Source organism: Desulfitobacterium sp. THU1 (assembly GCF_038181555.1).
Lineage (GTDB): Bacteria > Bacillota > Desulfitobacteriia > Desulfitobacteriales > Desulfitobacteriaceae > Desulfitobacterium.
The window spans coordinates 1-24,458 of record NZ_JBBWUA010000013.1 but is presented as its reverse complement, the minus strand read 5'-3'; the positions used below and the strand labels follow the sequence as shown (position 1 = coordinate 24,458).

Annotated in this window: 23 protein-coding genes; 10 read left to right on the top strand and 13 right to left on the bottom strand. The window is 44.0% G+C overall.

Annotation, left to right across the window (positions count from 1 at the left end; all coding sequences use genetic code 11):
• The first annotated feature begins 235 nt into the window (after positions 1–235).
• From AAC978_RS11190 to AAC978_RS11175, 4 genes are all read left to right on the top strand, one after another.
• On the top strand, positions 236–805 hold the full coding sequence (locus AAC978_RS11190) for an RNA polymerase sigma factor (RefSeq protein WP_341548127.1): 570 nt from the start codon (positions 236–238) through the stop codon (positions 803–805).
• Between the two features lie 47 nt (positions 806–852).
• Positions 853–1,308, top strand: a complete 456-nt coding sequence (locus tag AAC978_RS11185) for an anti-sigma factor family protein (protein WP_341548126.1) — start codon at positions 853–855, stop codon at positions 1,306–1,308.
• 117 nt (positions 1,309–1,425) lie between these two features.
• Positions 1,426–2,256, top strand: coding sequence for a DUF2953 domain-containing protein (locus AAC978_RS11180; protein ID WP_341548125.1), 831 nt, complete (start codon positions 1,426–1,428; stop codon positions 2,254–2,256).
• The gene (locus tag AAC978_RS11175) at positions 2,240–2,596 is read left to right on the top strand and encodes a GerW family sporulation protein (protein ID WP_341548124.1); all 357 of its coding nucleotides are present in this window, start codon (positions 2,240–2,242) and stop codon (positions 2,594–2,596) included. Before AAC978_RS11180 ends, AAC978_RS11175 begins: the two co-directional genes overlap by 17 nt.
• Before the next feature lie 145 nt (positions 2,597–2,741).
• Here the strand turns inward: AAC978_RS11175 and AAC978_RS11170 are convergent, their stop codons facing one another.
• A complete protein-coding gene (locus tag AAC978_RS11170) occupies positions 2,742–4,166 on the bottom strand; it encodes a C4-dicarboxylate ABC transporter (protein WP_341548123.1) in 1,425 nt (474 codons plus the stop codon).
• 298 nt (positions 4,167–4,464) lie between these two features.
• On the opposite strand from AAC978_RS11170, the gene AAC978_RS11165 reads away from it, so the two are divergent.
• Positions 4,465–5,832, top strand: coding sequence for a citrate/2-methylcitrate synthase (locus AAC978_RS11165; protein ID WP_341548122.1), 1,368 nt, complete (start codon positions 4,465–4,467; stop codon positions 5,830–5,832).
• 232 nt (positions 5,833–6,064) lie between these two features.
• Here AAC978_RS11165 and AAC978_RS11160 read toward each other — a convergent pair whose 3' ends face one another.
• Together AAC978_RS11160 and AAC978_RS11155 are read right to left on the bottom strand one after the other, a co-directional pair.
• Positions 6,065–7,300 carry an NAD(P)-dependent malic enzyme gene (locus AAC978_RS11160; RefSeq protein WP_341548121.1) on the bottom strand — a complete coding sequence of 412 codons (1,236 nt, stop codon included), beginning with the start codon at positions 7,298–7,300 and terminating at the stop codon, positions 6,065–6,067.
• A 57-nt stretch (positions 7,301–7,357) separates the two neighbouring features.
• A complete protein-coding gene (locus AAC978_RS11155; protein ID WP_341548120.1) occupies positions 7,358–8,245 on the bottom strand; it encodes an HpcH/HpaI aldolase/citrate lyase family protein in 888 nt (295 codons plus the stop codon).
• Positions 8,246–8,557: 312 nt separating this feature from the next.
• On the opposite strand from AAC978_RS11155, the gene AAC978_RS11150 reads away from it, so the two are divergent.
• The gene (locus AAC978_RS11150; protein ID WP_341548119.1) at positions 8,558–9,469 is read left to right on the top strand and encodes a sugar phosphate isomerase/epimerase family protein; all 912 of its coding nucleotides are present in this window, start codon (positions 8,558–8,560) and stop codon (positions 9,467–9,469) included.
• Positions 9,470–9,625: 156 nt separating this feature from the next.
• Here AAC978_RS11150 and AAC978_RS11145 read toward each other — a convergent pair whose 3' ends face one another.
• The gene (locus tag AAC978_RS11145; protein ID WP_341548118.1) at positions 9,626–10,201 is read right to left on the bottom strand and encodes an SLAC1 family transporter; all 576 of its coding nucleotides are present in this window, start codon (positions 10,199–10,201) and stop codon (positions 9,626–9,628) included.
• Positions 10,202–10,602: 401 nt separating this feature from the next.
• Here AAC978_RS11145 and AAC978_RS11140 point away from each other — a divergent pair, with 401 nt between their 5' ends.
• The gene (locus AAC978_RS11140) at positions 10,603–11,496 is read left to right on the top strand and encodes a LysR substrate-binding domain-containing protein (protein ID WP_341548117.1); all 894 of its coding nucleotides are present in this window, start codon (positions 10,603–10,605) and stop codon (positions 11,494–11,496) included.
• A 215-nt stretch (positions 11,497–11,711) separates the two neighbouring features.
• Here AAC978_RS11140 and AAC978_RS11135 read toward each other — a convergent pair whose 3' ends face one another.
• Complete coding sequence (locus AAC978_RS11135) at positions 11,712–12,866, bottom strand: TDT family transporter (protein ID WP_341548116.1); 1,155 nt, start codon at positions 12,864–12,866, stop codon at positions 11,712–11,714.
• A 396-nt stretch (positions 12,867–13,262) separates the two neighbouring features.
• On the bottom strand, positions 13,263–14,330 hold the full coding sequence (locus AAC978_RS11130) for a GerMN domain-containing protein (protein WP_341548115.1): 1,068 nt from the start codon (positions 14,328–14,330) through the stop codon (positions 13,263–13,265).
• Positions 14,331–14,590: 260 nt separating this feature from the next.
• Here AAC978_RS11130 and larA point away from each other — a divergent pair, with 260 nt between their 5' ends.
• Complete coding sequence (larA, locus tag AAC978_RS11125) at positions 14,591–15,865, top strand: nickel-dependent lactate racemase (protein WP_341548114.1); 1,275 nt, start codon at positions 14,591–14,593, stop codon at positions 15,863–15,865.
• Between the two features lie 168 nt (positions 15,866–16,033).
• On the opposite strand, the gene AAC978_RS11120 is transcribed toward larA, so the two are convergent.
• From AAC978_RS11120 to AAC978_RS11105, 4 genes are read right to left on the bottom strand one after another with little or no spacing between them, the layout of a single operon-like run.
• Positions 16,034–16,759, bottom strand: a complete 726-nt coding sequence (locus AAC978_RS11120) for a YncE family protein (protein ID WP_341548113.1) — start codon at positions 16,757–16,759, stop codon at positions 16,034–16,036.
• Positions 16,760–16,770: 11 nt separating this feature from the next.
• Positions 16,771–17,478: a glycosyltransferase gene (locus tag AAC978_RS11115; RefSeq protein ID WP_341548112.1), complete on the bottom strand. Its 708-nt coding sequence runs from the start codon at positions 17,476–17,478 to the stop codon at positions 16,771–16,773.
• Positions 17,478–18,398 carry an NAD-dependent epimerase/dehydratase family protein gene (locus AAC978_RS11110; RefSeq protein ID WP_341548111.1) on the bottom strand — a complete coding sequence of 307 codons (921 nt, stop codon included), beginning with the start codon at positions 18,396–18,398 and terminating at the stop codon, positions 17,478–17,480. The genes AAC978_RS11115 and AAC978_RS11110 overlap by 1 nt, the downstream gene beginning before the upstream one ends.
• Positions 18,399–18,419: 21 nt before the next feature.
• A complete protein-coding gene (locus tag AAC978_RS11105; protein WP_341548110.1) occupies positions 18,420–19,457 on the bottom strand; it encodes an NAD-binding protein in 1,038 nt (345 codons plus the stop codon).
• Between the two features lie 256 nt (positions 19,458–19,713).
• Here AAC978_RS11105 and AAC978_RS11100 point away from each other — a divergent pair, with 256 nt between their 5' ends.
• Positions 19,714–20,712: a glycosyltransferase family 4 protein gene (locus AAC978_RS11100; protein WP_341548109.1), complete on the top strand. Its 999-nt coding sequence runs from the start codon at positions 19,714–19,716 to the stop codon at positions 20,710–20,712.
• On the opposite strand, the gene AAC978_RS11095 is transcribed toward AAC978_RS11100, so the two are convergent.
• Positions 20,709–21,287 (bottom strand): methyltransferase domain-containing protein, encoded by a 579-nt coding sequence (locus AAC978_RS11095; RefSeq protein ID WP_341548108.1) that lies wholly within the window; start codon positions 21,285–21,287, stop codon positions 20,709–20,711. The two genes, AAC978_RS11100 and AAC978_RS11095, sit on opposite strands and share 4 nt — an antisense overlap.
• A 131-nt stretch (positions 21,288–21,418) precedes the next feature.
• Between AAC978_RS11095 and AAC978_RS11090 the strand changes: the two genes are divergently transcribed.
• A complete protein-coding gene (locus tag AAC978_RS11090; protein WP_341548107.1) occupies positions 21,419–22,405 on the top strand; it encodes a glycosyltransferase family 4 protein in 987 nt (328 codons plus the stop codon).
• Between the two features lie 113 nt (positions 22,406–22,518).
• Here the strand turns inward: AAC978_RS11090 and AAC978_RS11085 are convergent, their stop codons facing one another.
• Positions 22,519–23,622, bottom strand: coding sequence for a glycosyltransferase family 2 protein (locus AAC978_RS11085; protein ID WP_341548106.1), 1,104 nt, complete (start codon positions 23,620–23,622; stop codon positions 22,519–22,521).
• 87 nt (positions 23,623–23,709) lie between these two features.
• The coding region (locus AAC978_RS11080; RefSeq protein WP_445900306.1) for a BclA C-terminal domain-containing protein at positions 23,710–24,458 on the bottom strand (749 nt) is incomplete at its 5' end.

Here is a 24,458-nt window from a genome sequence, read left to right as displayed (position 1 = left end):
CTTTTATTAGCCTACTTAATATTGTCTTCAGTTGCTTCGTAAACCTAACACTTACTTAGTAAAGCTTTATAACTCATTAATCAAATTTTTATATATCTATCTATGGAATCAAAACTTTTTAAGCTACAATGTGTATTAATAATAAGTGACACAAAAAATATTCACACGCCAATCCTTACTCCAACCCGAACCCCGGTGTTAAATTCATATCAAAGTTAAAAGGATGGTCCGAGCTTTGGATGCTTCAGACGCCACAATCCTAAAACTATATAAGAAAGATAAAAATCAAGGGTTGGAAATCCTTTACGATCGGTATAAGAAATACATTTATACCATCACTTACCATTATACCGGTAATAAGGAGGACGCTTTGGATTTAACTCAAGAGGTCTTTCTGTCTATTTTTAAGGCCCTCGACAGCTTCGAAACCGGTTTCTCGATGCTCCCGTGGATAAAGCGCATTACCATCAATAAGTGTTTAAACCACTTAAGGGACAAGAAAGATGCCTTATCGCTTAACCAACAAGGTGAAGATGGCTACGAAATCCAGGATCTTCTTCCTGCTAGCACCAACACCGAGGAGTCAACGCTCTTTCTAGATACCAAAAAACTTTTGACCACAGCCATATATGCCCTTCCCCCTGAAGAACGCATGGCAATCCTCTTGAGACACATGAAGGGTATGAAATATGAAGAGATTGCTAAGAGTATGGGTGTCCCCTTGGGAACGGTGAAGACCTATTTACATAGAGGGCGCAAGCACCTGAAAGATGATTTGAGCATAGGTGGATTATGGGAGAGATAACGATAAGAGGTAATTATGAGAGGTAATGACGGATTATGGGAGAGATCATGATGATATGTAATTTAGATAAAAATCTGCTGCAGGATCTGCTGGACGGCGTCATCGACCCAGTCGAAAAGCTATTTGTCGAAGAACATCTTAAAGCCTGCTCGGAATGCCGGCAAGAGATCAACGAGCTGAAGCTGCTATTCTGGGATCTTAATGACAAATCCTCTTATGACCTCGAACTTCCGCTTGAACTTGACCACATAAAAAACGCCCTGCTTGAGCAGTCCCTAGAACCCGCTTCCCAAAGCACATTCAACTCCCTCATGGAAGTGCAACGCAAAAACATAAAGTCTGCCCGTAACAACATGAAGTCAGCAAGTAAGTTCCTAGATTTTGTTCCCGGTATCAAGGCAGGCAACGCTCTAGCCAAAGAAAGTCTCAAAGCTACTCCTTCCGCTCTTAAATACGTATCAAAAAGTTTGCTAAAGACCGGAAAATTATTAAAAGCCAAATAACTGTTTTCAATACAAATATCAATCTGAATTTGTTCATCCACTATCCGCTCATCAGCTTATCCATCATTCTACTAATTATTTGTTGGAATAGGTACAGCTATCAGGAGGTGATCTATATTGCTCCTATCCATTTTGGGTTATCTTTTGCAGATTATCCTCTACCTGGTATTAATCATAGCCATTCTTCTCATTGCACTTATTTTGATTCCCTATCAGTATCGAGTGACCGGTGAAAAGAACGATGAAACCTCTGTCGAAGGCGCAATTCTCTGGCTCTTTGGAGGAATCAAAGTTAATTTTCGTTATACCAATAAAGAAAAAGCAACCACTATCCTTACCCTATTTAAATGGATCAAATTTTCTTTCCAGCCAAACTCAACCAATAGAAGAGCAAAAAAAGCAACAGCTACTACAGCCAAGCAACACATAACTACGAAACAAGCAAAAACGTCCGATGCGATTCTTACCGAGTCTATGAAGACCGATATTAAGATGATCACTAAAAAGAATACTGAAGCTCATAATTCTGAAGCACTAAAGAAGGAAAAAAAATCGCACCCCTCTTTTGCCAAAGAGCTACTCAACCCGAAGATTATTAAAAAGGCACTCCTGACCCTTAAGAAAGTACTTAAGCATTGCCAGCCCCAAACCTTATCTCTTTCTGCAAAAGTCGGCTTTAGCGACCCGATGGTTACAGGCCTACTCTATGCTTTGCTCAGCCAATTTTATCCCTTCTGCCAAAAATACAGCGTTCAGCTCCAGCCAGTTTTCGATGAAGAAGGCTTGGAAGGAAATTTTTTAATTGGTGGTAGACTATGGTTTCCCACTCTCCTCTATTTAATTCTGGGATTCCTGCTCGCCAAGCCAGTTAGAAGTATATATATCACTAAGCTTTTCAACAAATTTAGGAAAATAAAAGGAGGTCCTCACTATGTCCCTACAACTTAAAGAAAACATGGATTCAATGTTTGAAAAACTAGAAAACTTCTTCAAAACTAAAACTGTCGTTGGTGAACCCATCCAAGTCGGAGAAACAACCATTATCCCCTTCATCGATATTACCTTCGGTCTCGGTATCGGCGGCGGCAGTGGTAAAGATGAGAAAGGCAACGATGGCGACGGCGGCGGTGCTGGCACCGGTGCAAAAATCAGTGCCACAGCGATCCTTGTCATTCGCGGCGATCAAGTAGAACTCCTTCCCATCAAAAAAGCCGGTGGTTTAGAAAAACTCATCGACATGGTCCCCGAAATCATGGAAAAAGTCAACGATCATAAAAGCGGTGAGTAATCACGCATCAACGCATCATGCATTAAAAGGAAGTAGAGTCACTCTGCTTCCTTTTATTATTTGTGGTCTTTTCATTATCTTTTGCAATCTTCTTTTGAATAATCTTCAGCAATTGTCCTTTGCAACTATACATCGGGCTAAAATTCTACAAAATCCCCAAGTCACGCATAATTGTTAGGAAAATCACCAAAACAATGACCGAAAATAGTGCATATAGACCGTTCCAGTGAATACTCACACGCAAAGGTGATTCCCCAACAATGCTGGATACGGCGATCACATTTGCTGATGAGGGTGAAATCGCTGTGCCAATCGACCAACAGGCCGCCAGAACAAGAGCCAAATACGTGGGCGTAACCCCATAAGCCGCGGCTTGCACCGTTCCCCCCAGAATCGTCACTGTGACAATGGGATGAACACCTAATGCAGAGATGCAAAGTGAGCTACCAAGAATCACCAAGGTCAAGAGTAGCGCATTTGTTCCCACCACGTAGGATAGCATCTTCGGAACATAATCCCCTAAGTGAGAATAATTGATGCTATGAGCCAATAAGCCGGCCCCGATAAAAAGAATCATCTCATTTTTAATGGCCGGCAAGCGATGATAGAAGTAATCCCCTTTGAACTCTTGCCAAAATACCGGCAAACGCTTAATCAGCAGCAACCAAATTAATGGATAAATCAAGCCTGAGATTGAAACGATAGCAATAGTTGAGATTCCCGTCACCCAGGAGATGATGGCGATTCCTGAAATCAAAACAATAGCAAAGGCGCAAAGTTCGATGATTTTTGTTAGTTGATGGCCCTCACCAGACGAATTCGATTCCCCGGGGGTAGATCCTTCGATAGAGATTGACTCTTCAATAACTCCGTGTCTTGGAATCGTCCTTCTCTCTTCAAAAATCGTCATCACATAACCAACGATTCCTATTATAATCCCGCTAGTGATGGCGAAGGGAAAAAACATAGCCCAATTAGAACCCGTTAGCTGGACAACTAAAGCAATGCCTGCTGTCGTTGGGGCCCAAATGGTACAGGTACTAAAGCCTCGACTGATGGCTGAGCTGAGTAGCTTATGGTTTGAACTTAGTCTACTGTTCCGACAGATTTGATAGACAAGGGGCACAACAGCTATGTTGACCAAGATCCCCACGAAGGCTGATAGAAAGCTAACAAGTAAATAATAGCGACTATTGGTCTTAATATATCGTTCAAAAACTCCTTTGAGAGCTTGAGTATATCCCCCATGTTGAATAGGAATTGCCAATAAAGGGACCATAACAAACATAACCACAAAAAAAAGATTGCTATGCAAGGCCTCTCGCCAGACACTCAAAGGAGCTTTAGTATAAAGCAACAAAATACTACTGATCGTAAAGGATGCGTAACCAATCATTCTCGAAGATCCTGAAACCTCCTTGAAGCTCAAAACAAGCACAATCAGTAACAGAACAAAAATTAAGTCTTCAATGGTTGGAGATTTTATCGCTAAATTGCCCAAATAGGCGATACTAAGAGCGAAGGTCAGTATACTGCGAATATGAGTAAGAAGCTGGCTGTGAAAGCTCATTGAACCCCATCCTTTATGAATTCTACACATTTTCCCCACCTAACTATAACAGGTTGAACCTATTCTTCAACAGATTCTTTTCATAAGCCTCAACATTGCATGTATACATGGATTGAGCCCTCTCCCATTCTTATTTTTCTTCACAATATCATATATAATATAAAGTAAGCTTCCCGACAACAGCCTACAGAAAATCTCTTGACAAATTTTAGGTGGCAACTCATAATATATATAAAGTTGTCTGTCTATCTATGTAACAATACAATACGTCTATCTCAAAAAACAGAGGAGTTGTGCAATGGAAAATTATGAAGGAAAACAATTTGAAGAAATAATGCTAGATACTCTATGTGATCTCACCATTGAAAAGGGACCGATTGATCAGGAACTCTACAGCAAGTACGAAGTCAAGCGAGGTCTTCGTGATTTAGACGGCAGAGGAGTACTGGTTGGCTTAACAGAGATTGGTGAGGTTCACTCCTATATAATTGACGAAGGGGAAATGGTCCCCGTCCCAGGTCGCCTCATTTACCGAGGGTATGACATCGAGGATCTCTCCCGGGGTTTTATGGAGGATAATCGTTTCGGATTCGAAGAAACAGCCTACCTTCTTCTCTTCGGCAACTTACCTAACAAACAAGAGCTGTTGGATTTCCATCATCTTCTCGATATCTATCAAAAGCTCCCCGATAATTTCGCTCGCGATATGATCCTCAATGCACCAAGTAAAGATATTATGAACGGTATGGCACGAAGTGTCCTAGGTTTCTACAGCTATGATTCCAATCCCGATAATACGTCAATAAGAAACGTACTTAAGCAATGCATTCGCTTAATAGCTGCTTTCCCTTCCATAGCAGTCTATTGTTACCAGGCCTATACCCACTATCATGGCAATGAAAGCTTGGTCATCCATAGTCCCCAACCAGAACTGAGCCTTGCCGAGAATATTCTGTACATGCTTCGCCCCAACCACAAATATACACAACTTGAGGCTAGGCTTCTCGATCTGGCCCTTGTCCTCCACGCGGAACACGGTGGCGGGAATAACTCCTCCTTTGTTACTCATGTCGTCACTTCGACAGGGACAGATACATATTCTGCGATAGCCTCCGCACTTGGCTCTCTTAAAGGACCCAAACATGGCGGTGCTAACCACAAAGTCATTCAGATGTTCCAAGATATTAAAGAGAATATCTCCGATTGGCAAAATGAAGAACTGCTTACCGAATACTTGAACCGAATTCTTAAGAAGGAAGCCTTCGACGGCTCCGGATTAATCTACGGCATCGGTCATGCGGTCTACTCCATCTCCGACCCAAGGGCCGTGGTGCTTAAGCATTATGCTTCTAAGCTTGCCGCTGAAAAGGGCTTAGAGAACGAATTCCAACTCTACGCTAAAGTAGAGGAGCTAGCACCTCAGATTATTGCTAAACACATGAAGATTTACAAAGGCGTTAGTGCCAATGTGGACTTCTACTCGGGATTCGTTTATCAAATGCTTAATCTTCCCCTAGAAATGTTCACCCCTATTTTTGCCCTCTCCCGGATTGCCGGTTGGAGCGCACATCGGATTGAAGAAATCCTCAATGGGGGAAAAATCATTCGCCCCGCCTATAAGAATGTCGTTCCCCGTCAGAAATATGTTCCTTTGAATAATAGATAGAAGTTATTTAACCCTGGATAAAAGGCATCCAGCCTTGAATAAGAGTATTTAGGTTAGAACACGATTGATTTGCTTGACCAAAGAAGGGCTGTTATGCTAAGAACGATTTTGTTCTGATTTGCATAACAGCCCCTTTTTATCCCATTCCCACTATAGTTCCACTTAATAGCCGACAAAGAAACAGCCATGACATGGGCTGTTTCTTTGCTTAGATATTTAGAGCGACTAAATCTTATCTGCCTTCTTGGGCAAGTAATTTTATTAAGTTCTGCGAGACCTGCTCAGGATCGACCTGTTTTTTTGCTACACCGCTCTCCATGGCTGCTTTTGCTACGGCAGTGGCAACAGCAGGAGCCACCCGGGTGTCGAAGGCTTTCGGTATGATATACTCTGCATTGAGCTCTTCGGGGCTAACGATCGAAGCGATTGCTTCGGCAGCGGCAATTTTCATAGGTCCATTGATTTCTCCCGCTTCGGTGTCAAAGGTCCCACGGAAAATTCCGGGGAAGGAAAGGATATTGTTGATTTGGTTGGGATAATCGGAACGGCCAGTTCCCACGACAGCCGCTCCTGCTTCTTTAGCCTTTTCAGGGATGATTTCGGGAACAGGATTGGCCTGAGCAAAGACAATCGGATCTTTGGCCATGGACCGAATCATTTCTGGTGTCACCGTATTTCCGACGGAAATTCCGATAAATACGTCTGCACCCTTCAATGCTTCCGCAAGGCTACCCTTAACCTTGGAGCGATTCGTCTTTAAAGCGATTTCCACCTTATACTTATTCATGCCTTCGCTGCGACCCTCATAAATGGTTCCCTTGGTATCGCACATGATTACATTTTGGAGACCACAATCCATCAGCAGCTTAACGATAGCCATACCAGCCGCACCGGCTCCACTGGTCACGATCTTAACATCTTTTAGATCCTTCTTAACAATTTTCAGAGCATTGAGCATAGCCGCTAAGGTTACAACAGCTGTCCCATGCTGGTCATCATGGAAAACAGGACCATCGTATACTGCTTTTAACTTCTCTTCGATCTCAAAGCACTCAGGTGCCTTGATATCTTCCAAATTGATACCTCCAAAAGTGGGCTCTAGTAGTTTGACCACTTCCACAATCTTATCCATATCCTTAGTATCCAAACAAATGGGAAAGGAATCTACTCCGGCAAAATTTTTGAACAGAAGAGATTTCCCTTCCATTACAGGCATGGCAGCACGAGCACCAATATCCCCCAGACCGAGAACAGCGGTACCATTGGACACCACAGCCACACAATTAGCCCGATTGGTATACGTATTAACCAATTCAGGATTTTTAGCGATTTCCAGACAGGGCTCAGCCACTCCTGGGGAATAAGCTAAGCTTAAATCATTGTAGTCACGGCAGGGGACTTTAAGAGCGATCTTAATCTTACCGCGATGATCAGCATGAAGTTTTAGTGCATTTTCTCTTAAAGACATTTAAGACACTTCCTTATCTATTATTCTAATAAAATTTATACCTTGCCTTAGTAATATTTACTTCTGTCCTAGCTTAGCGTCTATCTCCGCTTGATTCGCAAGGATATCGAGAGCATTGCTATATACGGGGGTATCCACTAGCTTATCCTTATAGACGATTGCCGCTTTCCCCTTAGCAATGGCTTCCTCTTCGAAAACCTTCTTAATCTCTCTCGCCCATTGTACATCTTCTGGGTCAGGAGAATAGAGACGATTAGCAGCTTCTACGAGACTGGGGTGAACAATCATCCGGCCTTTATACCCCAACTGACGTCCTTCGGCAATATTGCGTACATAAGCTTCTTTATCCGTATAATTCAGGAAAGGGGCATCCAGAGCTATAATACCGGCAGCACGAGCCGCAACAGCAACATAACCACGGGCGAACTGCTGCTCTTTAGCTTCAGGGGTCAGCTTAACCTGCATATCACGGGTAAAATCTACTGCTCCAAAAATTGCTGCGGCGACTCGGGGGCTGGCAGCGCAAGACTCATAAGCATGAATGATACCGATCGCTGTCTCAAGAAGTAGGCAGACCTTTATGCTTCCTACTTCCAGGCCATTCTTTCGTTCCAGCTCTTCAAGCCTCCAGGCTAGGCGCTGTACATCGCCTGCGCCGGCAACCTTAGTGAGATTGATTCCTGTAAGGCCTTCACACACTGCGGCTTCCAAATCATCATCGGTCATATTGGTCTCCCATGCATTCACCCGTACCCACACCTCAGCTCCTCGAGAGCCTGCGTGTTTAATATTCTCACGAACCATTTTGCGAGCTCTGGGTTTTTCCAGGGGTGGTACCAAGTCCTCCAGATCCAAAATAAGAGCATCCGCCCCATAGGTTAAGGACTCGTCTAGGGCCTCCTTATCATTCCCGGCAACAAAAAGTACTGATCTCATAATCGTCATTTTTACTTCCTCCTTACAAATCAGAATTTTCATACGCTTGTTATGCTTTCATTGTAGATACCTCATGGCGGTAAGTAAAATACCTAATCTGAATACGATATATTTACAAACTGAATAAGTTCTGAATGTCACTTTTCTAAAACAGCGCGCTTCTTTTATGCCTTTGTCGAATACTCAATATTCCAAATAATTATTTTACTCTCTCTGAAATACTCCTTATTCTATAGATGAACCCCTTATGGTGATTGCTTTTCCGCTCCAGTACCTATCGAATACTTCCCTGTTAACTAATGAGATTAAGGAGGATGCCCTATGAATGAATCCTTTCGTAAGTATATGAAAGTAGGCCTAGTTCATTTTATGGCCTATCCCAGCACCGCCCAAGGAGAAGGGCCTATTCTGGAAACTCTGAGAACAATCGCTCTCGATGATTACTTCGAAGTAGTCGAAATGACCTGGATCAAGGACCCTGTCGTAAGAAAAAAGGCTAAGCAGATCATCGAGACCTCCCATATGGAATTTTCCTATGCAGGGATGCCCCGACTCTTGACCACCAGGCAGAACCTCAATTCCCTCAACGAGGAAGAAAGATTAGTAGCCCTCGCTAATACTAAAGAGGGTATCGATGAAGCCTATGAGATGGGTGCAAAGGATTTTGCTTTCCTTAGCGGAAAATATGAAGAAGCTCAAAGAGAAGAGGCCTATCAGGCACTAATTCGTTCTACTAAGGAAATATGTGCCTATGCTAAATCTAAGGGTGATATGAAGGTCGCTATAGAAGTGTTTGACTATGATGTGGACAAATGTTCTCTCATCGGACCTGTGGAATTGACTAAACGCTATGCTAGCGAAATATGTCAGGAATACAATAATTTTGGGTTAATGGTTGATTTAAGCCACCTGCCTCAGCTTCGGGAAACACCCGAGGAATCTCTAATCCCTGTAAAGGACTATATTATTCATGCCCATATGGGTAATACTCTGGTTAAGGACAAATCCTCTCCCGTTTATGGAGATGAACATCCGCGATTTGGCTTCCCAGGTAGTGAAAATGACGTTAAAGAACTTGTGGAGTACCTCCGCGTCCTCTTAAGGATTGGTTTTCTTAACAAAGAGAACCGGCCGATTGTCAGCTTAGAGGTCAAACCCTATATAGACGAGGACCCTGAATTGGTTATCGCTAATGCGAAGAGAGTACTCAAAATGGCTTGGGATCAGGTTTGAATCTTTAATGCATTTAATAATCTTCATAAATTGATTTACTTCATACTTGAATAACTTCATAATTGATGAGCGAGACCCCGTTAGAGGGGAATCCCTCTCTGAATGTTAGTCCGGTGTTAATGCTAAAGAAGTAGAGTTTATGTTCAATAGAAGAACTTAAACTCTACTTCTCTTTTGTTTCATATCCAAATAACCTATGGAGTGAATGACTATCCCTACCTTACTTCTCCAAAAACAGAGCCAATGTACAGTAAGAAAGAAGGTTAGGAAGAGTGAAACTCCCGAAGTCAATGGAGAAAGAAATTCTTCAGCAATCTTTTGGCTGGCGATCGTATACACTTGGAATGAAAAAATGAATATCCCCCACTCGATTTTGATTGGCATCTTCTTTGTCCACTTGTGATAGCACCACGGAATAAGGGTAAATCCAATAATCCAAACGCCGAAGCCCCAAAAACAGCAAGCCAGTAACTTAAGGAGTTGAGCACCATCCACCAAACCCATAAGCTGCAGGTTTTCAGCAAGATTAAAGATTATGCCTATGGCCAATCCCACAATTCCGAGGAGGTAGACCAAAAAAGAGTTGAGCTCAGCAGAGGTAAGCGACTGTTCAACGATCCGGGTAACGAAAGTTCTGTCTCGTAACGCTTTCCGAAAGGATATCTTCCTATATATAAAGAAGGAAACACCGATTGCTGATAAAATCCATAATGAGAATAGTAGAATACACACATGCGAAGGGTTGAAAAAAGACATCACCTTTGGCATCCATGGATAGAGGATATTTGTCCAGCTCCCCATTCCAACAATGATCGCTAAACAAACAAAGCTTCGATACTTCAAAGAACATTTTTTGGGCATAGCATTAACCCTTTCAGAATGATCGATCCATTCAACCAAGTTCAGCCTAGAGGATTTCGAAAATTTGCATTATAATTAAAGGCATTAATCTATTGCAATTTTTTATCCATCCCATTGTGAAACTAATTGCTGAACAAATCTCACAAATATTATATTCTTCAGATTTTTCTCACTTCTAATCCCCATTTTAATTATCATCTATGAACATGTAAAATACTCGTTACGAATACGGTGTATTCGGACAAAGAATAAACGCAAAGGTGGAGGGATACGTGGAAATACGGCATTTAGAATATTTCATCGAAGTTGCACGTCACAAAAGCTTCAGCATCGCAGCTGAAGTAACCCATACCTCTCAGCCCTCAATCAGCAAAGCGATTAAGGATCTGGAGGCAGAGTTGGGAAAAACCTTATTCTATCGCAGTACAAAGTATGTAAAACTGACAGACGCCGGAGAGCTTGTACTTGACCAAGCTCAGCAAATTGTGGCTGCCTTCAGAAATATCAACACTCAATTAGAAGGTCTGGCAAAATTACAAACAGGAAAGATCCACATCGGACTCCCTCCGATTACGGCTGTTACAACCTTCTCTCATATGCTTGGTGCTTTTAAAAATGAGTATCCAAAAATTCAAATTCATCTTTTCGAGTATGGACCCAAGAAGATCGAAGCTTCCCTCCTCGACGGCTTACTGGATTTTGGGATTTTTACGCCGGAAAGCCCTGACCTCTTTGAATGGATTTGGTTCGAGCAAGACCCTCTCAGCGTCATTATGCACCCTACCCATCGCTTAGCTCCATATGACCTCATTGATTATAAAGATTTTGAAGGAGAGCAATTAATCCTCTACAATAACGACTATAAGCTTCACGACATTATTATTGCTGGGTGTAAAAATGCAGGAATTACTCCAGAAATTGCTTTTGAAACCTCGCAACGTGAGCTGATGACTCAAATGGTGGCTGCTAAGCTGGGGTTAGCTCTCCTGCCCACTAAAATATGCCAGACTCTGAACCCCCAGTCGATTACCTACCGCCCCTTTGCGGATACGAATTTATGCTTGCAATTGGCCTTAACCTGGAAAAAGGGGCGTTACCTTCCTCATGCTGCTCACGAACTATTAGCCTTTTTAAAAGCAAATTATCACCTTATAGAATCCTACTAACGATAGATAATTACAAAGAAAACTTGGCTGGTGCCAAGCCTTAGCGAGGGCAGTTACCTAGTTGCCCTGTACAGGAGGAAAGTATCAACGAAGTTGTACTTTCTGACAAAAAAAAGAGGGGAGGTTGCTAACTACATAAAAAGCAGTTAGCAACCTCCCCTTTGTTCACTTTAATGTTCTGAACTATCATTATGCTGTCAAAGCAGCCCTGATCTTCAATCTTGAGTGAGGGCGGAAGAACCGTATTCAGACTTACAGATAGTTGAACAGGCCGGCTCATTCTTAGCTGCCTCAGGAATGGGAGTACCGGTAAAGAGCTTCCCACTTATTGCTCCCCTTGCTGTATTCACAAAAGTATATCCCCAAAGCAGAACCAGAAGCACAGTTAAAAAAACAGTGTAGCCCGTTGTTAGAGGGGTCAAATAGATAGAAGCAATCTTTTGGCTGGAAATCGTATACGCCGCCAAGGGGAAGATATATGCCCACCAGCCCATGCTAAAGGGAATTCCACCCTTGCGCATTTGATTGATACTAATAATCGCGATAATGCCCACAATCCAGATACCAAAACCCCAGATCACTGCGGCAATTAAATTTGCTAAATCCGTGTTAGCTAAAAGGCCAAGACTATGAGCATGCTTTGATTGATCGATGATGGCACTTACAGCAAGCCCCACCGCACTGACGAAAATACCAAAGGAGGGGATCGTCTCTGCAGGAGGAAGAGGATGGTATGCTAAACGGACAAAAACTATGGCACTTATAAAGATAAAAAGGAAAAAGCCGATACCGAATAAGGCGGTATTGGTGATGAGTACGGAGACACCCCAAGAAGGCTTCATTTTCATTGTAAGCTCAAGGACAGGATTCCCAATCAAAGACACAGCCATATTGGCGATAGGAGCCATAATCCAGGAAAAATTGATCATCTCCGGCTTGGGGGTTTCTTCTGCTCGCATGAATCTAAAGGTGCTATAAAAGGTAAAGAAAGTGACCCCGATGATGGCAATAATCCAGACACTGAAAATCAGAGAATAGGTTAGCGCCCCACTTAAATAATGACTCCAGATTAGATAGATATTTGTCCCTAAAATTGTAGTTGCAACAGGCATAGTTACGAAAAAGTTCCCCGCCAAGGGATGATTCAAATCCCGATAAGCATAGGGAAAATACTTTGTCCAGCGGATCACCCAAGGAACCAAAACGAAGAAATAAAGTACATCAGCTAAAGCCGCTATGGCTATACCTAGAAAGTGCCCTAGGGGAAAGACATCTTGCCAAAGATATAATATATTGGCTAGTCCGCCGGTACCCATGATGACGGCAAACCAGGCAGGCGCTAAGTACTTAATAGGATGACGTTCTTGCACGATGAAGCGGCCCCTTTCAGTGAAACGTTGTTTCATTATTGTCAACACATCTATTAGAACACAATTTAGCACTTAATTCAAGACCATTTCTGTTCTTACAAAACTAAGCAGTCGCCAGAAGACACAATCCTAGCACTCGTTCGGTGTTGACGGGCAAACAGGCGAAGTAGCTAGCGAGGCAGCTGGCGAGGTAGCTACCAAACTGCAGATATTTAGTAATAAGTAAACGACGAAGACCTTAGCTACATAGAAGTCTGTCAGTATAACACAGGAACAGGTGAAAGCTCCACCTGTTCTTGTGTTATATCAATTATTTAATTGCAAAAACCATCTATAAACTTATTTGAGTTAGTTATTTTACTTTACACAATCTATCTTCAACAAAATCAAATGCTTTTATTTTTCCACGACGTTATTCTTGTTTACTTTGAAGAACTCCCCTTTTTTCATTTCCACATGCCCAGAAGCATAGGGTTCTCCTTCTATAGTAAGGTTTACTTCACTTACTCCATAATAATCGCCTAGAGTATTAACAATGCTTTGTAGGATCATTCCTTCATAGCCTGCTCCAGCATTCATTTCTGTGACTAAGTTTTTGGTAAAGTCTACATAAACTCGTCCATCTTGATTGAGATAAAGGCTCTTAATTTTAACATTCTCTCCAATAAGCTTGCCATGATTAGCGGCCTGCTTTTTGAATTCCCCTTCAAAAACCTGCTTCGTTATATCGTTGGTCTTAAAGGATAATTGTAGTGAGGTGGTATGGATCTTTCCGTCATCTATGTTGGGATAATAGGCCCTAACATTTTGCACCAAAGGGGTGTTCTTCTCTAACTTGCTTAAGGTGGACGTCACTTCAAACCCATCGGTACCTTTAAATACTGTTTTGACCAGCCCCACATTAGGTGCATAATAGTCTATAACTTTGCTATCATTTCCTTCCGTGGTCACCTCTACAACTTTATAGTTCCCGGAAGGCGTGGAAAGGGCTGCATCCACGTTGGTAATGGTGCGTTTGCGGTTATCTGCTAAGGTCCAGGTTGTCCCTTTTGTCAAAGGCTCCTTCAGAAGAACTTCCCCGTTTTTATTTAGTTTTGGACTCTTGGTCAAATCCTCGCGGTAATAGGTCTCTCCTTGAGCTAACTGCTGGACTATTTGTCCGGCATCCAGTACTAACACGCGTACCATCTCAGTGCCACCATTATTCGTCCGCAATTGCACCCTGTCACCTGTCGAGTAATCGACATAGATGTCATAAGATGCATACTCGTTGCCTTGGCCTTCATACACATATCTCGTATTTTCTTGGTAAGCAAGGTAGTAAGCAAATTTATCCTCCTGCGCTGGTTGCTCAACCGGGTTGTTGCCGGTAGGGGGATTTTCTTGAGTTGTACCACATCCCCCAAGAAGAAGGAGTGCACCAAGCAAAGTTATTAAGCCGATGATTATAGAATATTTTTTCAAATTTGTTACCTCCTTAATTAAACTAGACTTCGATAGAGAGGAATCCACCCGCTCTGAACGTTAACCATCCTTTGATAAACAACCCAATATCACCCTTATTATACCCATCTAACCGAGCTTTGACTATTAACACATGATCTATATATTAGTAGACTCACATTAGCGAAGAAATCTGATTCAAAAAAGGACTTTAAGCTATAGGAAGAGAAATAGAGTAAAAATTATGGCAACTCTAGATAGTGATGACAGGAGGAAATCGCATGCAGATTCGCTTACCCTATGGTACTTCATATCTGGAAACCACGATTCCCGATGATCGATTAGCTGGCATTTTAACCTTAGACAACTATGCTCCAGAAAAAGATCCTCTCGCCTTAGTACAAGATGCTTTAGCAACCCCCATTGAAAGTCCCACTCTTCAAGAATTGGCTCGGAAAGCTAAAAAAATTGTAGTGGTGACCAGTGACCATACGCGACCTCTGCCCAGCAAGCAGACTCTTCCCTTTATTTTAAAGAATATCCGAGAGGGCAACCCTTCTGCAGAGATTACGATCCTAATAGCAACCGGTCTCCACAGAGCCCCTACAGACCAAGAGATGGTGGATAAATTCGGAGCCGAGATTGTAGCTCAAGAGAAATTTGTTATTCATAAAGCAGATGATTATTCGACTTTGCTTAGACTGGAAAATCTTCCATCAGGGGCACCCTTCTGGGTTAATCGTTTGGCTGTGGAAGCAGATTTGTTGCTAGCCGAGGGCTTCATTGAGCCCCATTTCTTTGCAGGCTATTCCGGCGGCAGAAAAAGCATCATGCCGGGCATCTCCGGTCGGGAAACCATCTTAATCAATCATTCCGCCGGATTTATCGACCATCCCAAGACCCAATCCGGAACGATTCAAGGTAACATCTTTCATAGAGATATGGAGGATGCCGCTCGTCAAGCGGGTTTAAAATTCATCCTCAATGTTACCCTTGATGAAGAAAAAAATATCATCGGAGCCTTTGCAGGGCATCCCGAAAAGGCCTTTGCCCATGGTGTGCAATTTACTGAAAAGCTTACGAAACTGACCTCTAAGCGTGCGGAGATTGTTCTGACCAGTAATGGCGGTTATCCTCTTGATCAAAACTTATACCAAGCAGTCAAAAGCATGCGCACAGCTGAATATGTAGCCAAAAAAGGTGGTGTAATTATTACTGCCGCTTCTTGTATCGACGGGATCGGCGGTGATACCTTCCATAGAATGCTGTTGAATCCAGGAGGAGCAAGAGCCATACTGGAAGATATCCGTGCTACCGAACCTACCGCTACAGATCTTGATCAATGGCAAGTCCAGATTCTCGTGCGAATTCTCCTAGATTATAAAGTCATTGTGGTCACCGAAGGAGTTAAACCTCACGATCTTCAAGCTATGGGCTTGGATTGTGCCACAACCCTCGATGAAGCCTTGGCCAAAGCTTATGACTATACTCATCCGGAAGCTGATATCATTGTGATTCCTAACGGAGCGGGAGTTTTTGTCGAAAGTATAGAATGAGAGTCCCCGCAAATGAGGGCTATAAAGAATGCAAAGTGCTGTGATAGACGTAAAAGTCTTACACAGCACTTTTATTAAGCTCGAACAATATTTATTTATCCCAAACTCATATTTTCTCGATCCATAACTCATTTATTAACTCGCATCTTCTATCTTATTGCCTCTTAATCATCTGTTATTGATAGTCGCGACAACTGTATGGGTCGTTCCGTTGATCACGGAAATCGTTTTACTCCCCTGATTCGTAACGTAGATCCGATTGTTCTCCGCATCCACACGAACCGCTGTGGGAGACGTTCCGACAAGCACTGTAGCAATTACAGCATTGGTCGCGCCATCAATAACTGAAACGTTATGGCTTCCTTGGTTAGCCACGTAAACTCGATCAGTGAGTGGGTTTTCCCCAACTCCCATCGGGTTAAGGCCTACGGGAATAGTCGTGATGTGCATATGGGTATATTTATCCAAAACGTCTACACGATTATATTCCGGGCAAACCTGGTAAAGTCGATCTCCTAGGATATCCTTCCCCTGCTGCCTACCTTGCCCTACTAAACTATTATCAACTCGGCAAACTGGGTAAGTTGCGATCATGTTCCCCACTCTGTTTTTTCCCCAAACATTGATCCCCACATCGTCGGAAGTGGTCATAAACCGAAATTCCCAAGCATCGAATTGAGCATAGTGCTGGGTATCCTTCACTTCACCCGGAATCAAGGTCATCGAATCCATCACATACTCTATTCTCGCATTTCTTTCGAAATAGTAACCTCTAATTTCAACCACAGCGGGTTGGGAACTTGCATTCCGATACCTAACGGATAGTGTAGCGATCTGTCTCAAGCCCGCAACCACCGGATTACGAATTTCTCCTGTTGTCCATACGGTCATCATCCCACCTCATTTCAATCCCCTAACCACTCGGGGAAAAGCTCTGTTGCTCTTTGCTGAACGATGCGAATGCATTCTGTGGCAGGTTTCAGACTCATATTCTCTCCATGCCATCGATAGGATATGAGAGGTTCCCTAATGAAACCCGAGGGGAAATGACGAAGAAAACGAAACCATAGTTCATAATCATGAGCTTGGGGCAGTCCTTCATCGAATGGTCCCACTCGCTCTAGGGCTGAACTCCTCATCATTACCGAGGATCCGTTAATAAAGCACCCTCTATGCAAATTGACCACCATTTCTTGCCGGGTAGGGTGGAAGTCAGACGTCACTGTATATTTATTCAAACCATTTTCATCAATAACAATAAAGCTCGTATAGCAGAACCCCACTTCAGGGTTATCTTCCATTAGTTGAACCTGCTTAATCAATTTCTCTTTTAGAAACATATCGTCGGCACTCAGCCAGCAAATATAATCGCCTGTAGCTCGCTGGAGTCCATGATTAAGGGCGTTTGCTGTCCCACCATTGGACTTATTGATTACTTGAATACGATTCTCATATGCTTGCAGTCGTTGAGCAGTGTCATCTGTAGAACCATCATTAATGACGATGATTTCTAAATTGGGATAGTTTTGACGAAGAACACTTTCCACAGCCCAGGGTACATAGCGGGCGTGGTTATAGGTGGGTATAACCACACTCACTTTAGGCATTGCCATCAGCGTCCCTCCCCGTAGATTTTCTTCATCCACTCGACTGTGATGGGAAGACCTTCTTCTAAGGCTATCCTTGGATTATGATCAAGATCTACAATGGCTTTCCTGATATCCGGTCTTTTACTCACTGTATTGTGTTTGTCTTCAGGAAGATAACGAACCAGCTCCGGGTCGCCTTGAGTGTGTTTGAGCACAAGATCGCTGAGTTCCTTGACACTGCGATATTCAGTTCCGCCGATGTTATAGACTTCACCAGCCTTAAAGTTATTGCCGACATTGGCAATAGTGGGAATGAGGTCATCCACATACATAAACACGCGATGATAACCTTCGTAGACCTCATAGGGGATTCCCTTGAGCGCACGATAAACAAAAAGACAAACAACACTGCGGTAAGGGTGGTAATATTCCCCCGGTCCATAGGCATTAAAAAGCCTCAATCTTACGATGGGGGTTTTAAATTTCTTCTCAAAGTTCATTATCTGAACTTCGTTGGCCCATTTGGTTAAAGCATAGTCATTATGCTGAATGATAGTCTTCTGTTGAGGGAGATCTTCAGTCAGCAGGGGTTCCGTGGCTTCCCCATAGATTTCTGAGGAACTGGTAAAAATGAGCTTGAAGCTCTTTTTTAACTGCCATTCTAAGATATTGCGAGTTCCGATCACATTGGTTTCCCAAAGGGTATCATAATAGTGTTCACCGTTGATGCGACCAAACTCAGCCGCTAAATGATAGACCTCATCATAATCCTGTTCAAACACCCGCTCCAGTTGACGGTATTTGGAAATATCAGCCCGAAAGTAATTATCTTCCCCAGCATGCTGAAGATCTACTTCCCACACTTCGTGCCCCCGTTTTTGTAGTTCCTTGACTAAACGAGTGCCCAGAGTTCCTTTACTCCCTGTCACTAAAACTTTTGACATACTCACTGCTCCTCTTTTCACTTATTTCAGCGCCTTGCCCCGCTCCAGGACGATACAATTCTGAGTGATAGCTTCGTCATTCTTTGCCACAGTTTTGAATCCGGCAGTCTCCAGCTCTTCGGGTGTGAATAGAGAATCTTCTACCCATACGATGTGACCCGCTGCTTCTAAAGCTCGAACTAATTCCACTCCGCGGCTATGCTTGAGATCCTTGACCCCTGTTTTATAGCTTACTCCTTTGATAAGAACGATTTGATCACTGCCCACCTGCTGGAGAATTCTATCGCGATACTCTTGATCTGCTTTAGCTGCTCCTTCCAGCAGTGGCGAAGGGCAAACCTTCCGCAAGAAGCGCATATCCTTCGGCAGGCATTCTCCACCGATTCCCCAGTCTGTTCCGAGCAGTTCTACATTGCTCTTGCTATTGACAGCCTCCCTTAACACCTCAAAGTCTAATTCGTTATCAACACAATACCGATAAAGCTCCTGAGCAAAGGCCACATCCACATAACGTTTGACGTTTTCAACTACTTTGGACAGTTCAGCAATTCGCACATCTTGAACTTCGACAAGCTGGGGGACTAGGGCTCCATAGAATTGCCTCCCTTTATCGAGGCAAGCTTGGGTAAATGCCCCCATAACTCTCGGAGTGTCACAGACCGTCTCATCGACGCCAAACATGACCCGATGCGGCACATGAATTAAATAGACGTCCTGCCCGCATTGATATCCCTTTCCTTCCAAGTACTTACGGACCAGTTCCATGGTACCCGGTGGCAAAGTGGATTCGATAGAGATTAAAGCACCGGGACAGATGATCATTTCCCTTAAGGCAGCAAAGAGATTCTCCCCTTGATCACCCGTCGATGGGGCTAGCAGCCAGGTGTCTATGCCCGTAAGCGCCCGATAATCAGTGGTTACACGATACCCCTGATTGCGCAGTTCGTTGACACGACTAGCATCAATATCAACCCCGATGACGGAACTCGGGAACTTCTTATTAAGATAAAGAAAAAGGTTAAAGCCTATATTACCCAATCCTACAACAGCAATTTTCATCTTTACTTATCCTCCCCAAGTCATCCGTAGTAACTACATACCACGATAAATTTAACTCTCTAGGATGCTTCAAAGTGACGCTAAGTCCTCAGTATAGGCACCTAGCGTGCTTTGCAAACTCTAGCTCTCACTAAAGCTTCCCCAAAGTCTGACTTCCACATATTACATGCTATGGGATTATCCCCCCTCTTGACACAGCTTTTTGCAACCTTGTCAACCCTTATGACATACACTAAAGGATAGAGGAGGTTTCCACATGAAATTGGTAATCCCAGTACTCAGCTTGGAGACTGGCGGAACGCGTTATATTTATCAGATGGCCAATGAAATGGCTAAGCGAGGGCACGAGGTCGAAGTTGTTCTGCCGGAAAATGCCGTCATTGCCTGGCCACTGTGCACTAAGATTAGTCGGGTCAAAGAATTGGTTGCCTCGACCATCCCCTCTGGAGATTTTATCCTGCCCAATTTCTGGCCGACGGTCTTTCCCGCCTGGGAATCAAAAAAAGGCCAAGTGGTTCGACTTAGCCTTGGCTTTGAGCCCTTATGGGTAAAAGAAAAGGAAAAAGCCCTAGCAACGTACCAGATTGATGCCCCAATCCTATCGATATCCCAGTGGCATCAGCAGATCATCCGCCAAGAAACTGGTCGTGACAGCACTATCATACCCGGTGGTGTGGATCCCTCCCTTTTCCATCCTTCCCCCAAAAAATCTCTATCCACTGGAGCGGGTCTCACAATTGCCTATATCCTTCGTGCTAAGGAGCATGGTTACACCTGGAAAGGGAGCGACGACTTTTGGGATGCCATTCGCATAACTTCACAAAAATTCCCCCAATTTACGGTGCAAGTGGTAGCGCCTGAAGGTGCTACCTATCCATCCCCGGTCCCGTACGAACAGATCATTGCCTCCTCAGATCATGAAATGGCACTTTTCTATGCCAAGGCCGATATTTTTGTATCCACTTCCTATTTTGAAGCCTTTGCTATGCCTCCCTTAGAAGCAATGGCTTGTGGAACAGCTGTCATTACCACGGATAACGGCGGAAATCGCGATTATACAAAAAAAGGGGAGAACTGTATTGTCGTTCCCCCCAGCGATATCCAACAACTGGCCCAAGCCATGACCCATCTCTTAACACATGAGCAGGATCGTCGACGGTTGAGCCAAGGCGGACTAGTTACTGCCCGAGATTGGACTTGGGTACATGCCGCCGATCGTTTGGAAAAGTTTCTTCTGCAACTAACTCGCTCCTAAGAGGGCTCTTTCCAAGCTAATAAAGCGTCGATAGGCTCGGCCTCTTTCCCGTATGCCTTGACAAAAGCCGAGTTACTTTGATCATGGAATTGGCTGAACAGAACGACCTCATATCCTCTCGTTAGAAAGTCCTCCACTTCCCAACCGGAACGATGTGTCTGGAATTCTTCTCCACCTAAACCATAGTGATCTTCTTCCATCTGTTTGAAAAAACCCCGGGGAGTAAATACTATTACCTTTTTCGAAGCAATCCTTTCCGCTTGGCTCAGGATCTCGCTTCCTACTTCCTTTTTCAGGTGCTCGATCACATCAATCAAGGTCACACAATCTATAGATTGGGGCAGGAATACTTCCCCGATGCGCTCAGCTTTCAATTTTAAGGGGATAATTTGAGCTATCGCTCCGGCTTTTATGAGGTAGGGTTCATGAGCATCAAGACCCAGCTTGATGGGGCATGGAAATTCCTTCAACGTTGCACCGATACCACAACCTATATCCAATACAGACTGATCATCCTTCATAAGGCCCTTAATTATATCGATAAAGTTTTTGTGTTGAACAACGGTTACTGCCACGGTATAACATCCTTCCCTTGATTAATCCAATTTATATCTTGTCTATTTGCCTACTTTATATGGTATTCACTTGAGATTAATCGGTTTCAATTTACCCCTGTTTCTGCACTCTTACTTTTAGGAGGATTACGATGAAAATTATTTTTCCAGTCATGAGTCTAGAGATGGGCGGGGGGGCCCGGTTCCTATATCACCTAGCCAATGCCCTAACCGATAAGGGACACGATGTTGAAGTGGTAATGCCCAGAAAGGGTGCCCAAGTCTGGCCTTTGCGTGCCAAACTCACCCGAGTCTCCGAGTTAGTTCCTTCTACCCTTCCCCCAGGAGATTTCATCCTTCCCAACTTTTATACGACAGTTGCACCTGCATGGGCTGCACAAAAAGGAAAGGTGGTACGTCTAAGTCTTGGTTACGAACCACTATGGGTGGTTGATCGGGAATTGGCCAAAGAAAGTTATCTCATCGATGCTCCGATACTCTCTATCTCCCAGTGGCATCGTCAACTCATTCTTCAAGAAACCGGTCGAGAAAGCACGGTCATCTCCGGTGGGGTGGATCATACCCTTTTTCATCCTTGCCCTAAACGTTCAACCCATACGGGACGTAAAAATATTTTTTACATCCTGCGCAATCCAGCTCAAGGATATACCTGGAAAGGTGGGGAAGATTTTTTTAAGTCCCTTAGTGATTTACAAAACCAGCTTGATTTCGAACTGACAGTGACCCTTCCAGAAAGCACACAGCTTACAAGCTCAATCCCTTGCCGAATATTTAGGTCTGTTAGCGATCAGGAAATGGCTACTCTCTATGGCGAAGCTGATCTTTTTATCTACAACTCCTACTTTGAAGCCCTTGGCTTACCTCCCTTAGAGGCCATGTCCTGCGGGACAGCAGTCATTACAACAGATTGCGGTGGAAGCCGGGATTACGCTAATAATGGTGAAAACTGTCGGGTAGTCCCACCCAGCGATATCGGTCAGCTTAAAGAGGCAATTTACCGACTTCTGACCCAGGATAATGAACGCCAACGTCTGGCTACTGTAGGTTATGCCTTTGCCCAATCTTGGACTTGGCAACGAACTGCTGACCAAGTGGAGACCTTTTTGCTCAGTCTTTAAGCTTGGCAGATGGTTATTAAAAGTGAGGGCATGCTCTACTTTATTATTCTAGTAGAGCAGCACCCACTCTATAGCTGCAATTCTCTAGCTATGGTTTTACAATACACAAGACTTTAACTCCTGGCTTCGGTTTCTATGCGTAATACTCCCTCTAAATACTTTTTATTATGAAGAACTTGAGGATCCTCGGGTCGATAGGATCTGGCAATCTCATTGTGCTTATAAGCTAACTCATGCCTCCCCAAGCGGTCATAACAAACGCATAGTTGTAGGTGAGGCAACCAGGTCCAACAGGCTTCAATCTGTGGCCCCCAACTATTGATAGGCTTTTCAATTTCAGTAGCAAGTTTATACCAAAAAGCTGCCTGATGATATTTCCCTACATTGAGGTGATTAAAGCCGATTCGACAGCAAAATTCTGCTCTGGGGGTATCATACTCAAAGGACTTATAAAGATAAGTCTGGGCATGATCCAAATCTCCCAGAGATTTATAAATATCTGCTAGCTTCCCACAAGCTGAAATCTGATCTTCAACCCAGCCCTTTTCTGTGTCCAAAAAATGCTGATAATACTCGATGGCTCTTCGATACTGCTTATGATCATTCAGCTCGTTAGCAAAGTAGAAAAGATCCCTTGGTGTGAATTCTTCTCCTTGTTCCAAACGTTTTTCATAGATGCGCAGATTACGCTCAGAATCACGCTGTTCTGATTTATGGGCGATTGCAATATCACTATCAACGATATTTCCACCCACTGCCAAATACTCATGAACTGCTCCTATCCATTGGAATCCTTTATTCCGTCTAACGAGTCGATTTCTTCTTAAGGTGAAATTTGGGCCTCCTAAAGCATCAAATGCCAGTATATAGGGCATATTGACCACATCAATAGAACGGTCAAAGTCTTTTTTCATGGTCAGAAATTTAATGCGGTCAGACTCCAAGATGACATCATCAGCATCGAGCCAAAGAAGGTATTCTTTGGTCGCCATACTAAAGGCATAGTTCCTAGCTGCCGCAAAATCATCAATCCAGCTGAAGTCGTAGATTTTGTCCGTGTACCTAGCCACGATTTCCTTGGTGCGGTCCGTTGAACCTGAGTCCACAATAATGATTTCATCAGCAATGTCACGCACAGAATCTAAGCATCGAGCAATGGTCATTTCCTCATTGCGCACGATCATGCACAAGCTAATAGAGATCGAGTGTTCAGGCATAGTTTTCCTCCCCTCAACGATAAAACCCTCTGTGTTGAAAAAGGGAATCCTTTTTATCGGATTCCCCTTTCTAACCATTTTTCAGCGTTAGTCAAGTTTAAGCAGGTTTAATTGGGCTCCGACTGCGGGAGCGAGATCCGTAGTTATCGGAATTGCGGAGTTGTTACGCAGGGTAATTACATCCCCTGCTGCAAGGACCAGAATAGCGTTTCCTTCAACTTGCCCTGTGGTAACCAGGGCAGTCTTAGGAGTTGATGGATCCACCACACCATTCACGGCAATGGAGATTGATGCTCCAACACCAGCTGTTGCAGAAAGCGAATACTCAATCAGGTAGTTTCCTGCGACACCCACTGTAACCGTCGTTGCTCCGGCTGTATGGGTTACATTGGAAAGCGGTCCATTGTTGCTAAAAGGCACATCTGCACCACCAACCACTATTGCATCTCCTACAGTAGCTAATTGGTAGACATAACCGTAGGCTGCCAAGCCTGCACCTGTAGCACCTGTTGCTCCGGTCGGGCCTGTTGGACCCACCGCTCCTGTTGCCCCGGTCGATCCTGTCGGACCCACCGCTCCTGTTGCCCCGGTCGATCCTGTCGGACCCACCGCTCCTGTTGCCCCGGTCGATCCTGTCGGACCCACCGCTCCTGTTGCCCCGGTCGGGCCTGTCGGACCCACCTCACCTGTTGCTCCGGTCGGGCCTGTCGGACCCACCTCACCTGTTGCCCCGGTCGATCCTGTCGGACCCACCGCTCCTGTTGCCCCGGTCGATCCTGTTGGACCCACCGCTCCTGTTGCCCCGGTCGATCCTGTCGGACCCACCGCTCCTGTTG

Coding starts and splice junctions, on each gene's coding strand:
- AAC978_RS11160 (WP_341548121.1), bottom strand. CDS start 7,300: ATGTCTTTAAGAGAAAATGCACTAAAACTTCATGCTGATCATCGCGGT.
- AAC978_RS11085 (WP_341548106.1), bottom strand. CDS start 23,622: ATGCCTGAACACTCGATCTCTATTAGCTTGTGCATGATCGTGCGCAAT.
- AAC978_RS11165 (WP_341548122.1), top strand. CDS start 4,465: ATGGAAAATTATGAAGGAAAACAATTTGAAGAAATAATGCTAGATACT.
- AAC978_RS11150 (WP_341548119.1), top strand. CDS start 8,558: ATGAATGAATCCTTTCGTAAGTATATGAAAGTAGGCCTAGTTCATTTT.
- AAC978_RS11090 (WP_341548107.1), top strand. CDS start 21,419: ATGAAAATTATTTTTCCAGTCATGAGTCTAGAGATGGGCGGGGGGGCC.
- AAC978_RS11120 (WP_341548113.1), bottom strand. CDS start 16,759: ATGATGACCGTATGGACAACAGGAGAAATTCGTAATCCGGTGGTTGCG.
- AAC978_RS11105 (WP_341548110.1), bottom strand. CDS start 19,457: ATGAAAATTGCTGTTGTAGGATTGGGTAATATAGGCTTTAACCTTTTT.
- AAC978_RS11115 (WP_341548112.1), bottom strand. CDS start 17,478: ATGGCAATGCCTAAAGTGAGTGTGGTTATACCCACCTATAACCACGCC.
- AAC978_RS11175 (WP_341548124.1), top strand. CDS start 2,240: ATGTCCCTACAACTTAAAGAAAACATGGATTCAATGTTTGAAAAACTA.
- AAC978_RS11100 (WP_341548109.1), top strand. CDS start 19,714: ATGAAATTGGTAATCCCAGTACTCAGCTTGGAGACTGGCGGAACGCGT.
- AAC978_RS11110 (WP_341548111.1), bottom strand. CDS start 18,398: ATGTCAAAAGTTTTAGTGACAGGGAGTAAAGGAACTCTGGGCACTCGT.
- AAC978_RS11185 (WP_341548126.1), top strand. CDS start 853: ATGATGATATGTAATTTAGATAAAAATCTGCTGCAGGATCTGCTGGAC.
- AAC978_RS11155 (WP_341548120.1), bottom strand. CDS start 8,245: ATGACGATTATGAGATCAGTACTTTTTGTTGCCGGGAATGATAAGGAG.
- AAC978_RS11170 (WP_341548123.1), bottom strand. CDS start 4,166: ATGAGCTTTCACAGCCAGCTTCTTACTCATATTCGCAGTATACTGACC.
- larA (WP_341548114.1), top strand. CDS start 14,591: ATGCAGATTCGCTTACCCTATGGTACTTCATATCTGGAAACCACGATT.